Genomic DNA, 11,984 nt, shown 5'->3' with positions numbered 1-11,984 from the left:
CCGGCTCAGCGCCCGTGCGGGTCGAGCCGGTTGAGCGTGGCCACGACCTGGTCGTAGTCGCCCCGCGCCTCGCCGTACCGCAGGAACTTGACGTTCTCCACCTGGATCTCGGTCGCGTCGGGATCGGCCTCGATCAGCCCCACGACCTCGGCGACGAAGTCGTCGAGCGGCATGGCCAGCTCGCTGGTCTCCTGCCCGGGGAGCAGTCCCGTCCGCACCGACGGCGGCTCCAGCTCCACGACCCGCACGCCGGTGTCCGCGAGCTGGAGCCGGAGGGACTCGCTGAGCATGTGGATCGCGGCCTTGGTGGCGTTGTAGCTCGGCGTGGCCCGCAGCGGCGCGAACGCCAGGCCAGAGGACACCGTCATGACCGTCGCCTCGGGGCGGGTGCGCAGGTGCTCGATGAACGCGGCGACCAGCCGGATGGGGCCGAGCAGGTTGGTGGTGACGGTCTCCTCCGCGCTGGTCAGGAAGCCGGCGGGCGTCGTCCAGTCCTCGACGCGCATGATGCCGGCCATCGTCACCAGGACGTCGAGGTCGGGGTGGGCGGCGAGCACCTCGGTGGCGGCCTCGTCGATGCTGACCGGGTCGGTGGTGTCGATCCGCACGGTGTGCAGCCCGGGGTGCTCGGCGGCGATCCGCTCGAGCAGCTCGGTGCGGCGACCGCCGACCACGACCGTGTTGCCGAGCTCGTGGAGCCGCAGCGCGAGGGCGAGGCCGATGCCGCTGGTGGCGCCGGGGACGAAGATCGTGTTGCCGTGGATTCGCATGCTCCCAGGCTGGCCGCCCCGCACCGGGCCGGGCAGAGAGCGCTCGTCCAGGGATCCGCGGTCCCTGGCTCGCGGTGGCAGTGGCGCGGATACTCGGGCACGTGGACCGCGACGCCCTGGCCGACTTCCTGACCCGCCACCGGCACGGGCTGCAGCCCGCCGACGTCGGCCTCCCGGCCGGGCCGCGGCGGCGCACACCGGGTCTGCGTCGCGACGAGGTGGCCCTCCTCGCGACGATGTCGACCGACTACTACACGCGCCTGGAGCAGCGGCGCGGTCCGCAGCCGAGCACCCAGATGCTCGCCGCGGTGGCCCGCGCGCTGCGGCTGTCGGCCGAGGAGCGGGACTACCTCTACCGGATCGCCGGGCACAGCGCGCCGGACCAGGTGACCGGGACGGAGTACGTCGCACCGGCGCTGCTCCGCGTGCTCGACCGGCTCACCGACACCCCGGCGGTGATCCTCTCCGTCCTCGGCGAGGCGCTGGTCCAGAACGAGCCGGCCCGGGCGCTCTTCGGCGACGCGCGGGTGCACACCGGTCTCGCGCGCAGCGAGATCCACCGCTGGTTCACCGACCCCGCGGCGTCGCGCCGGATCTACCCCGCCGAGGACCACGCCCGCCAGTCCCGCGCCCAGGTCGCGTCGCTGCGCGCGGCGTACGGGCTCCTCGGGCCGGGCTCGCGCGCCGGTGAGATCGTCCGGGACCTGCAGCGGCGCAGCCCGGAGTTCGCCGGGCTGTGGGAGGAGCACGAGGTGGGGCGCCGGTTCTCCGACCACAAGGTGCTCCTCCACCCCGAGGTTGGCGCCCTGGAGCTGGACTGCCAGGTGCTGTTCACCGAGGACCAGCTGCAGGTGCTCCTGGTCCTGACGGCGGCGCCGCACAGCGAGTCGGACCAGAAGCTGCGGCTGCTCGGCGTGCTCGGCACGCAGCAGTTCAGCGACGCCCGGTAGCCCCGCCGCGGCCTCGGGAATCAGCCCTCGTCGGCGGTCTCCTCGTGCGCGGCGCCGACCGGCTTGCTCTGCGCCGAGCCGCGCTGGCGCAGGTAGACCGACAGGATCACCATCGAGCCGACGGCGAGGAACTCCGACTGCCAGTTCTGCAGGGTGCGCGCCCAGAAGTCGGCGTCGAGGAGGTACTGGCCCCAGGTGATGGGGTCCTGCAGCTGCGCGAGGCGGGTCTCGTTGAACGCCGCCCAGCCGGCCACCGACTGCGCCAGCCAGGAGACCAGGAAGATCGCGCTCATCATCAGGGTCAGGGACGAGGAGAACACCCCGGTGCGCCACCCACCGGCCGCGGCCCAGGGCGGCGAGTCGTCGGCCGCGTGCGGACCCACCTCTTGGTCCTCGTCGGACTCCAGGCCCGGCCGGTCCAGCTTCTTGGACTCGGTGGAGCCCTTCTGGAACAGCCAGATGCCGGCGACGAGGAAGACGAGGAACTGGAGGTACTCGCTCTGCCAGTTCTCGGTCACGTCGACCGCGAAGTCTGCCGAGGTGAGGTACTGGCCCAGGCTCAGCCGGCCCATCCCGTCCGCGAGCTGCTGGTCGTTGAACTGGTGCCACCCGGCGAGGGCCTGGCCCACCAGCGTGAAGAGGAAGAGCGCACCGAAGAACAGCGAGAGCGACTGCTCGCGCACCCAGCGCGCCGGCGAGCCCGCGCTCACGTGTGCCTCAGCGCGATCAGCAGGAAGTACGCCAGCCCGGCCCAGATGACGGCCAGGTAGGTCCAGAACATCGTGCGCACGGCTCCCCCTAGCCCGCCGAGACCCGGCAGTCGTAGGGGTGCCCGGGCACCTCGCTGCACGCCGCGGCGACGATGCGCCAGCCGGCCCGCTCGAGCTCGGTGAGGAACACCGTGTCGCCGTCGTACCGCAGCTGCGCCATCGTGCCGTAGACCGACGCCTCGACCGGCCGGCCGGGCTCGGGCACCTGCTTGGCCAGCACGGCCTCCGCGCACGACTCCCCCGCAGCCGGCAGCTGCGACTCCAGGCGCGGGCTCAGCAGCCGGCACGCCGCCCGCCCGTCGCCCTCGGCCAGCGCCCGGTGGAACCGGTCCACCACCGCCGCCGCGTCGTCCTCGTCCGCCGCGGCGCCGCACCCGGTGAGCGCCGCCGCCGTCGCCGCCACCACCGCGCTCATCAGCCCCGCCACGGGCCCGGTCGCCCGTCCGTGCCGCCGTCGCACCCCAGCACCTCCTGTCGCTCGGGCGCACGAGGTACCCCGGGCCCACCTCGGCGAACCGTCCGTCGCGGCCGCGACTACGCTCGCGCCGTGACCGCCACGCTCGTCGCAAGGGACCTGTCCGGCGGACACGGCCACCGGGTGCTCTTCGAGGGCCTCGACCTCACCGTCGCCCCCGGCGACGTCGTCGGGGTGGTCGGCGCCAACGGCGCGGGCAAGTCGACCCTGCTCGGGCTGCTCGCGGGTGCGACGCCGCCGATGGCCGGCACCGTCGAGCTCGCCCCCACCGACGCGTTCGTCGGCTACCTCCCGCAGGAGCACGAGCGGGTGCCCGGCGAGACCGTCGCGCAGTACCTCGCGCGACGCACGGGTGCCGCCGAGGCCACGGCGACGATGGAGGCGACCGCGTCGGCGCTCGGTTCGGGCGAGGCGGGTGCCGACGACGCGTACGCCGCGGCGTTCGACCGGTGGCTGGCCAGCGGCGCTGCGGACCTCGAGGACCGGGTCGGGCCCGTGCTCGCCGACCTGGGGCTCGCGCTCGGTCCCGACACCCTGATGACCTCGCTCTCCGGCGGCCAGGTGGCGCGCGTCGCGCTGGCGGCGCTGCTGCTGAGCCGGTTCGACGTCGTGCTCCTCGACGAGCCGACCAACGACCTGGACCTCGACGGCCTCGCGCGGCTGGAGGCCTTCGTCCAGGGGCTGCGCGGCGGGGTGGTGCTGGTCTCCCACGACCGGGAGTTCCTGGCGCGGTGCGTCACGCGGATCGTCGAGCTCGACCTCGCCCAGGGGCAGGTGACGGTCTACGACGGCGGGTACGACGCGTTCCTCGAGGAGCGTGCGGTCGCCCGCCGGCACGCCCGGGAGGCCTACGAGGAGTACGCCGACACCCGCGCCGACCTGGTCAAGCGGGCCCGGGTCCAGCGCGAGTGGAGCTCCCAGGGCGTCCGCAACGCGATGCGCAAGAGCCCGGACAACGACAAGATCCGCCGCCGCGCCGCGACCGAGTCCTCGGAGAAGCAGGCGCAGAAGGTGCGGCAGATGGAGTCCCGCATCGCCCGGCTCGAGGAGGTCGAGGAGCCGCGCAAGGAGTGGGTGCTGCAGTTCGACATCGCGGCGGCACCGCGGTCCAGCTCGGTGGTCGCGACGCTGAACGAGGCGACGCTCCGGCTGGGCGACTTCGCGTTCGGACCGGCCTCGCTGCAGGTCAGCGCCGGCGACCGGATCGGCATCACGGGTCCCAACGGCGCCGGCAAGACCACCCTGCTGCGGCTGCTCCTGGGCCGGACCGCGCCCGGGACCGGGTCCGCGTCGCTCGGCGCCTCCGTCGCGATCGGCGTCATCGACCAGGCCCGCACCGGCCTCGACGACGACCTGCCCCTCGGGGCCGCCTTCGAGGCGGTGGTGCCCGAGCTGACCCAGGCCGAGGTCCGCACGCTGCTGGCGAAGTTCGGGCTCAAGGCCGACCAGGTCGCCAGCCTGGTCGGCCGGCTCTCCCCCGGGGAGCGGACCCGCGCGGCGATGGCGCTGCTGCAGGCCCGCGGGGTCAACCTGCTCGTGCTCGACGAGCCCACCAACCACCTCGACCTGCCGGCGATCGAGCAGCTCGAGCAGGCGCTGGCGTCGTACGACGGTGCGCTGCTGCTCGTCTCCCACGACCGCCGGCTGCTCGAGAACGTCGACCTCGACCAGCGGTGGGAGGTTGACGCCGGCCGGGTCGTCGTCCGGCACGGCTGACGCCGCCCACCGCCGGCCACCCGGGCGGCCGCGCGGTGCTCAGGTCTTGCGGTTGTAGAGCCGCAGCGCGATCGGCGCGAAGACCGCGGTGATGGCGACCGACATCAGCACCACGACCAGGATGTCGCCGGCGTCCGCGGCGTCGTTCATCAGCCCGCGGGCGGCCTCGACGAGCAGCGTGATCGGGTTGATGTCGACGAAGGACTGCAGCCAGCCCGGCATCGTCTCCGGCGGCGCGAACACCGAGGAGACGAACGTCAGCGGGAAGAGCACCATCATCGAGGTCCCCATCACCGCGTTGGGGGTGCGGACCTTCAGCCCCACGATCAGCCAGACCCAGGTCAGCGACACGCAGAACAGCACGAGCAGGACCACCGCCGCGAGCACGCCCAGGACGCCGCCCGGCGCGCGGTAGCCGATGGCCAGGCCGACCGCCAGCACGACCAGCGACGCGATCGCGTAGCGGAGCGTGTCCCCGAGCAACGCGCCCACCAGCAGCGCCGGACGCCACACCGGCAGCGAGCGGAACCGGTCGAAGACGCCCTTCTCGATGTCGGTGTTGATGGTGAGCGCGGTGTACATCGTGATGAACACGACCGTCTGGGTGAGGATCCCGGGCAGGGCGTACTGGAGGTACTCCCCCGGTGAGCCCGCCATCGCCCCGCCGAAGACGTAGGTGAACATCAGCGTGAACATGATCGGGAACATCGTCACGTCGAAGAGCTGCTCGGGGACGTGCTTGATCTTCAGCAGCGCCCGCCACCCGTAGGTCACCGACGCCGAGACCGGGCCGGCGTGGCGGGGCCGCTCGGCGCCCCCGACGACGGCGATCACCGAGGCGTCGAGGGACGGGGCGTGGTCGGTGCTGCGGCCGTGCTCGGTCCGCGCGGTCGTCGTCATGCCGGGACTCCTTCGGTGGTCGGCTGGTCGGTGGCGGTGGCGGCGGTCGGGTCCTCCGCCGGGCGGCCGGTGAGGGCGAGGAAGACCTCGTCGAGGCTGGGCTGGCCGAGGGAGTACTCCGAGATCCCGAGGCCCCGCTCGCCCGCCCGGTGCAGGGCACCGGCCACCCGGGTGGGGTCGGTGACCCGGAAGGACACCGACGCCGGGTCGGAGTCGAGGACCGGGTCGGCGTCGAGCTCCTCGGCCAGGAGCGCGGCGAGCGGCTCGCGGTCGGCGGGGTCGGCCACCCGCACCTTCACCGCGCCGGACCCGACGGAGGCCTTGAGCTCGCCGCTGGTGCCCTCGGCGATCACCCGGCCGTGGTCGATGACGGCGATCCGGTCGGCGAGCTGGTCGGCCTCCTCGAGGTACTGGGTGGTCAGCAGCACCGTCGTGCCCGCGCGCACCAGCGCCCGGACGATCTCCCACACCTGGTTGCGGCTGCGGGGGTCCAGGCCGGTCGTCGGCTCGTCGAGGAACATCAGGTCGGGCCGGACGACGATCGAGGCCGCGATGTCGAGGCGCCGGCGCATGCCGCCCGAGTAGGCCTTGACCTGCTTGCGCGCCGCTGCGCCCAGGTCGAAGGCCTCGAGCAGCTCGGTCGCCCGGCGACGTGCGCCGGAGCGGTCGTAGCCCTGCAGGCGCGCGACGAGCACGAGGTTCTCCTGCCCGGAGAGGTCCTCGTCGAGCGAGGCGAACTGGCCGGTCAGCGCGACGCGGGACCGGACCGTCGCCGCCTCGGTGGCCACGTCGTGGCCCAGCACGCGGGCGGTGCCGCCGTCGGGCGGCAGCAGCGTCGCGAGCATCCGGATGGTCGTGGTCTTCCCGGCGCCGTTCGGCCCGAGCACGCCGTACACGCCGCCGACCGGGACGGTGAGGTCGACGCCGTCGACGGCCCGGGTCTCACCGAAGGTCTTGACGAGGCCGCGGGTCTCGATCGCGAGGTCTGGTGTCATGCGGATCACAGTGGCACCGACCTCCGACAGTGCGGCAACTCATCGGTCCGCCGGCGAGGAGCCAGGACGTCGGACCGGCCGCCCGGACCGGCTCAGACGCTCGCGGCGCCCTGCGGGCGGGGTGCCTGCCACCCCCGCAGCAGCGCGAGCAGGCGCCACACGAGGCACACCGCCGCACCCACCACGCTGACGAGCACCCGGTTCACCTCGAGCTCGGTTCCGACCACGGCGACGAGCGCCCCGGCGAGCGCCGGCGTCGCGTACAGCTCGCCGCGGAACACCACCGGCACCCGCCCGGCCAGCAGGTCGCGCAGGACGCCGCCGCCGATCCCGGTGGTCATCCCCAGGAGCGCCGCCGGCACGGGGCCCAGCCCGTGGTCGAGCGCCTTCAGCGCCCCGGCGACGCAGAAGAGCGCCAGGCCGAAGGCGTCGAAGACGTTGACCGTCCGCTCCATCCGGCCCAGCACCGGGTGGTAGCCGAAGGTCAGCAGGCCGGCGACCGCCGGGACCACGAGGTAGCGCCAGTCGGCCAGCGCCGTGGGCGGGGTGACCCCGATCAGCACGTCGCGGACGAACCCGCCACCGAGACCGGTGGTCCCGGCCAGCAGCAGCACGCCGAAGACGTCGAGGTCCTTGCGGACGGCGACCAGGCCGCCGGAGATGGCGAAGACGAAGATCCCGACCAGGTCGAGGACGACGAGTGTCGGCACGCTCGGAGGTTACCCGGCCGCGCGGGTCGGCTGGCGTAGGCTCTGGGCCCACGACCAGCAGGAACGACCGGGCAAGGACCAGACACCCATGGCGCACCTCGAGCTCACCGGAGTGAGCGAGGACGGGACGCGTCTGCTGCTGACCGACGACGCCGGTGGCGAGCATGAGCTCGACATCGACCAGCGCCTCCGGAGCGCCCTGCGCCAGCACCCGCCGAGACGTATGGAGAAGCAGATGGAGAGCACCCTCCGGCCCCGCGACATCCAGGCCCGGATCCGGGCGGGGGCGTCGACGGAGGACGTCGCGGCAGCCGCGGGCACCTCGGTCGAGAAGATCATGGCCTTCGCCGGGCCGGTGCTCGACGAGCGCCGCCACGTGGCCGACCGGGCCCAGCGGTCCTCGGTACGTCGCCGCGCCGGTGAGGCCTCGGGGACGGCCCGCACCCTCGGCGAGGCGGTGGAGGCCCACCTGCGCTCGGTGCACGTCGACGCCGGGACCGTCGAGTGGGACTCGTGGCGCCGCGACGACGGCCGCTGGGCGCTGGTCGCGGCGTACGAGACCACCCAGCGCAGCGGGATCGCCGAGCTGGTCTTCGACATGCCGGGCAACTTCGTGCTCCTGGAGAACGACGACGCCCGCTGGCTGGTCGGCGAGGCCCTGCCCGAGCCCGAGCCGGCGCGCGACGACCTCCAGCAGGCCCGCCAGCGCCGGCTCACCACCGTCGACCTCGTGGACCAGGAGCTGCCGCTCGGCGGCGAGCCGGGCGACGAGCTGGGCGACGACGCCATCCAGCTGGTCAACGACGACCAGCCGGTCAACGACGACCAGCCGGTCGAGGCGTTCCTGGACACCGCCCCCGCCACCGAGCCGGGCGCCGCCGAGCAGGAGCGCGCGCTGGCCGAGGAGGCCGCCGACGCGGCCGCGCTCGACCGCGGGTCCGCCGACGCCGAGGCACCGACCACGGAGCAGCCGGCCGTGCGCGACGAGCCCGAGCCGGACCCCGAGCCCGCCGAGCAGCCGCCGCCACGGCGAGCGGTCCGCAAGAAGGGCGGCCGCGCCTCGGTCCCCAGCTGGGACGAGATCATGTTCGGCGGCGGCAAGCAGGAGTGATCCGGGAGTAGCCTCCCGCCATGTCGTACTTCGTGACCGGCGCCACAGGCTTCATCGGCCGCCGGCTGGTCCAGGAGCTGCTGGACCACCGCGAGGGCGACGTGCACGTGCTGTGCCGGGCGGCCTCGCTGCCCCGGCTGGAGGCACTGCGCCGACGCTGGCGCAGCGACCGGGTCGTCCCCGTGGTCGGGGACCTCACCGAGCCACGGCTCGGCGTCGACCCGGCGTGGGTGAGCGAGCACGCCGGGAGCGTCGAGCACTTCTTCCACCTCGCCGCGGTCTACGACATGACCGCCGACGACGCCGCCAACGAGGCGATGAACGTCGAGGGCACCCGGCACGCCCTCGAGCTCGCCGAGGCGCTCGGCGCGGGCCGCCTGCACCACGTCAGCTCGGTGGCGGTGGCCGGCGACTTCGTGGGCCGCTTCGACGAGACGATGTTCGACGAGGGCCAGCGGCTGCCCTCGGCGTACCACCGCACCAAGCACGAGGCCGAGCGGATCGTCCGGGCCGAGGCGGCGGTCCCCTGGCGGGTCTACCGGCCCGCGATCGTCGTCGGGGACTCCGCGACCGGCGAGATGGACAAGGTCGACGGGCCCTACTACTTCTTCCCGCTCCTCAAGACCCTGCGCGACACGCTGCCCGCCTGGCTGCCGATGGTCGGCCTCGACCTCGGCGCGACCAACGTGGTGCCGGTCGACTACGTGGCCTCCGCGCTGGACCACCTCGCCCACCTGCCCGGGCACGACGGCGAGGCCTTCCACCTGGTCGACCCCGAGCCGCGACCGGTGCTCGAGGCCGTCAATGCCTTCTGCGCCGCCGCGGGGGCTCCCCGCTTCGTGACGTCGGTCGACGGACCCGGGCTGCTCCCGCGCGTGCTGCGACCGGCCGCGCTGCTCTCCGGTGTCGTGGGCAACCCCGCCGTGCAGCGGCTCCTGGACCCGGTGACCAGCCGGGTGGGCATCCCGGCCGAGGTGCTCGCCCACACCTCGTTCACGGCCGTCTTCGACTCCCGGCGCACCGAGCGAGCGCTCGCGGGCTCGGGGATCAGCGTGCCCGACCTCGAGGGGTACGCCCGCACCCTGTGGACCTACTGGGAGGACCACCTGGACACCTCCACGGCACGCGACCCCCGCATCCGGGAGGCGCTGCGGGGCAAGCACGTCGTGATCACCGGCGCCTCGTCCGGGATCGGCCAGGTGACCGCGCTCAAGGTGGCCCAGGCCGGCGGCGTCCCCGTCCTGGTCGCACGTGGCAAGGACAAGCTGGAGGACCTCAGGTCGGTCATCGAGCTGCGCGGGGGCACCGCCCACGTGCACCCCTGCGACCTCTCCGACCTCGACGCGATCGACGACCTCTGCGCGGCCCTGCTGAGCGACCTGCCGTCGGTCGACGTCGTCGTCAACAACGCCGGGCGCTCGATCCGACGCTCGCTGAGGCTGTCCGAGGACCGGTTCCACGACTTCGAGCGCACGATGCAGCTCAACTACTTCGGCGCGGTCCGCCTGGTGACCGGGCTGCTCCCGGCGATGCGGCAGCAGCAGGACGGCCATGTCGTCAACGTCAGCTCGATCGGGGTGCAGACCAACCCGCCGCGCTTCTCGGCGTACGTCGCCTCCAAGTCGGCCCTGGACTCCTGGAGCGACGTGGTGGCCAGCGAGCTGGTCGGCGACGGCATCACCTTCACCACCATCCACATGCCGCTGGTCCGGACGCCGATGATCGCTCCGACCAGGCTCTACGACCGGTTCCCGGCGATCTCCCCCGCCCAGGCCGCCGACCTCGTGCTGGAGGCGATCGTCGAGCGGCCGCACCGGATCGGCACGCTGCTCGGCACCGCCGGCGCGATCGCCCACACCGTGGCGCCGCGGACGACGTTCCGCGTGCTGAACCTCGCCTACCAGGTGTTCCCGGACTCGACCGCCGCCGCGGCCGGCACCGGGGGTGACGGGTCCGCGGCGACGCGCGGGTCCGAGCAGCTGGTGCTGGCCCGGGTGCTCAAGGGCGTCCACTGGTAGCGCCGGTCGCCACCGGACGCCCCGGCTCGGCCACCCACTCGCTCCAGCTCCCCGGCCACAGCGCGGCCCGCACACCGGCCACCTCCATCGCCAGCACGTCGTGCGCCGCGGTCACGCCCGAGCCGCAGTACGCCGCCACGTCGGCCCCCGGCGTGGCGCCGACCGCCGCGTAGACCTCGCGCAGCGATGTCGCGTCGCGGAAGCGCCCGTCGGCGGCGAGGTTGCTCGACGTCGGGACGTTGACCGCGCCGGGCACGTGGCCGGCGACCGGGTCGACGGGCTCGACGTCGCCCCGGTACCGCTCCGGCGCCCGGGCGTCCACGAGCACCTCGACGCCGGGCACCCCCTCGACGTCGACCACCGGCATGCCGCCGGGCCGTGCGGTGAAGTCGCCGGCCGGCACCGTCGTCGGGCCCTGCTCGACCGGCCCGCCGGCGGCGAGCCAGGCCGGCCAGGCGCCGTCGAGCACGCGCACGTCCGTGTGGCCGTGGAAGCGCAGCAGCCACCACGCCCGCGCCGCCGCGTGCCCGGACCAGTCGTCGAGGACGACGACCGGGCGGCCGTCGGACACCCCGGCCGCCCGCATCGCCCGCTGCAGGTCCTCGGTCCGCGGCAGCGGGTGGCGGCCCCGCGGGCCGGCCGGCCCGGCGAGGTCGCGGTCGAGGTCGACGTACGCCGCACCCGGGACGTGACCGCGCCGGAACTCCTCGGCACCGGGCGGTCCGCCGAGCCGGTAGCGGACGTCGAGCACCGTGACCCCCGCGACTTCCTCGGCGAGGAGCACCTGCAGCGCCTGGGCAGTGATGAGCGGTCCGGTCACGGGACCCATCCTGCCGCGTGCCGGCCCACGACACGTGGGAGGATCCGCCGGTGGCGGAACTGCACTTCTTCACCGGGACGATGGACTCCGGCAAGTCGACCCTGGCGCTCCAGACGAACCACAACCACGCGGCCCGCGGCCGCGCCGGCCGGATCTTCACCACCCACGACCGGGCCGGCGAGGCACTGATCTCCAGCCGGCTCGGGCTGACCCACGACGCGATCGAGGTCGGCCCGGACTTCGACTTCTGGCGCTACGTCGTGGAGTCGCTGACCCACGGCGGCCGGATCGACTACCTGATCTGCGACGAGGCGCAGTTCTACACGCGCGAGCAGGTCGACCAGCTCGCCAAGGTCGTCGACGAGCTGCAGATCGACGTCTTCGCCTTCGGCATCCTCACCGACTTCCGGACCGCGCTGTTCCCCGGGTCACAGCGCCTGGTCGAGATCGCCGACCGGATGAACGTGCTCCAGGTAGAGGCGCTGTGCTGGTGCGGCAAGCGCGCCACGCACAACGCGCGCACCGAGAACGGCGCGATGGTCGTCGAGGGCGAGGTCATCGTCGTCGGCGACGTGGACGAGGCGGGCGTCGTGCCGGCCGACGTCGCCTACGAGGTGCTGTGCCGCCAGCACCACCGCCGCCGCCTCACCGCGGCCCGGGCGAAGGCGGTCTCCCTGGCGCCCGAGCCGCTGCCCTTCGGGTAGCCCCCCTCGTCGCGTCGTCCCGGTCTGCGGGATCGGCCCTCGCGC

Annotated in this window: 12 protein-coding genes; 5 read left to right on the top strand and 7 right to left on the bottom strand. The window is 73.9% G+C overall.

Features of this window, described 5'->3' with window-relative positions:
- Window positions 1-5 precede the first annotated feature (5 nt).
- The gene (locus AB0N29_RS04990) at window positions 6-770 is read right to left on the bottom strand and encodes an SDR family NAD(P)-dependent oxidoreductase (RefSeq protein WP_364864583.1); all 765 of its coding nucleotides are present in this window, start codon (window positions 768-770) and stop codon (window positions 6-8) included.
- Window positions 771-871: 101 nt separating this feature from the next.
- Here AB0N29_RS04990 and AB0N29_RS04985 point away from each other — a divergent pair, with 101 nt between their 5' ends.
- Window positions 872-1,720, top strand: coding sequence for a helix-turn-helix transcriptional regulator (locus AB0N29_RS04985; protein WP_364864581.1), 849 nt, complete (start codon window positions 872-874; stop codon window positions 1,718-1,720).
- Window positions 1,721-1,740: 20 nt separating this feature from the next.
- Here the strand turns inward: AB0N29_RS04985 and AB0N29_RS04980 are convergent, their stop codons facing one another.
- Both AB0N29_RS04980 and AB0N29_RS04975 read right to left on the bottom strand, forming a co-directional pair.
- Window positions 1,741-2,430 carry a DUF6766 family protein gene (locus tag AB0N29_RS04980; RefSeq protein WP_364864579.1) on the bottom strand — a complete coding sequence of 230 codons (690 nt, stop codon included), beginning with the start codon at window positions 2,428-2,430 and terminating at the stop codon, window positions 1,741-1,743.
- An 88-nt stretch (window positions 2,431-2,518) separates the two neighbouring features.
- Entirely contained in the window at window positions 2,519-2,905 is a 387-nt protein-coding gene (locus AB0N29_RS04975) for a hypothetical protein (RefSeq protein WP_302270920.1), read from the bottom strand.
- Between the two features lie 132 nt (window positions 2,906-3,037).
- Here AB0N29_RS04975 and AB0N29_RS04970 point away from each other — a divergent pair, with 132 nt between their 5' ends.
- A complete protein-coding gene (locus tag AB0N29_RS04970; protein WP_364864576.1) occupies window positions 3,038-4,681 on the top strand; it encodes an ABC-F family ATP-binding cassette domain-containing protein in 1,644 nt (547 codons plus the stop codon).
- Window positions 4,682-4,720: 39 nt separating this feature from the next.
- Here the strand turns inward: AB0N29_RS04970 and AB0N29_RS04965 are convergent, their stop codons facing one another.
- From AB0N29_RS04965 to AB0N29_RS04955, 3 genes are all read right to left on the bottom strand, one after another.
- A complete protein-coding gene (locus tag AB0N29_RS04965; protein WP_364864574.1) occupies window positions 4,721-5,581 on the bottom strand; it encodes an ABC transporter permease in 861 nt (286 codons plus the stop codon).
- Window positions 5,578-6,576: an ATP-binding cassette domain-containing protein gene (locus AB0N29_RS04960; protein WP_364864572.1), complete on the bottom strand. Its 999-nt coding sequence runs from the start codon at window positions 6,574-6,576 to the stop codon at window positions 5,578-5,580. Before AB0N29_RS04960 ends, AB0N29_RS04965 begins: the two co-directional genes overlap by 4 nt.
- A 92-nt stretch (window positions 6,577-6,668) precedes the next feature.
- Window positions 6,669-7,286: a trimeric intracellular cation channel family protein gene (locus tag AB0N29_RS04955; RefSeq protein ID WP_302270915.1), complete on the bottom strand. Its 618-nt coding sequence runs from the start codon at window positions 7,284-7,286 to the stop codon at window positions 6,669-6,671.
- A gap of 88 nt (window positions 7,287-7,374) precedes the next feature.
- Between AB0N29_RS04955 and sepH the strand changes: the two genes are divergently transcribed.
- Both sepH and AB0N29_RS04945 read left to right on the top strand, forming a co-directional pair.
- Window positions 7,375-8,397 carry a septation protein SepH gene (gene sepH / locus AB0N29_RS04950; RefSeq protein WP_364864569.1) on the top strand — a complete coding sequence of 341 codons (1,023 nt, stop codon included), beginning with the start codon at window positions 7,375-7,377 and terminating at the stop codon, window positions 8,395-8,397.
- A 20-nt stretch (window positions 8,398-8,417) separates the two neighbouring features.
- Window positions 8,418-10,415 (top strand): SDR family oxidoreductase, encoded by a 1,998-nt coding sequence (locus AB0N29_RS04945; RefSeq protein WP_364864567.1) that lies wholly within the window; start codon window positions 8,418-8,420, stop codon window positions 10,413-10,415.
- Here AB0N29_RS04945 and AB0N29_RS04940 read toward each other — a convergent pair.
- Entirely contained in the window at window positions 10,396-11,244 is an 849-nt protein-coding gene (locus AB0N29_RS04940) for a sulfurtransferase (RefSeq protein ID WP_364864565.1), read from the bottom strand. The genes AB0N29_RS04945 and AB0N29_RS04940 overlap by 20 nt on opposite strands.
- Window positions 11,245-11,285: 41 nt before the next feature.
- On the opposite strand from AB0N29_RS04940, the gene AB0N29_RS04935 reads away from it, so the two are divergent.
- Entirely contained in the window at window positions 11,286-11,939 is a 654-nt protein-coding gene (locus AB0N29_RS04935) for a thymidine kinase (RefSeq protein ID WP_302270909.1), read from the top strand.
- Window positions 11,940-11,984: the final 45 nt, after the last annotated feature.

Origin of the sequence: Nocardioides sp. NPDC092400 (assembly GCF_040684155.1) — a bacterium.
Lineage (GTDB): Bacteria > Actinomycetota > Actinomycetes > Propionibacteriales > Nocardioidaceae > Nocardioides.
The sequence above is the reverse complement of the archived record's forward strand: the minus strand, read 5'-3'. Positions and strand labels throughout refer to the sequence as shown.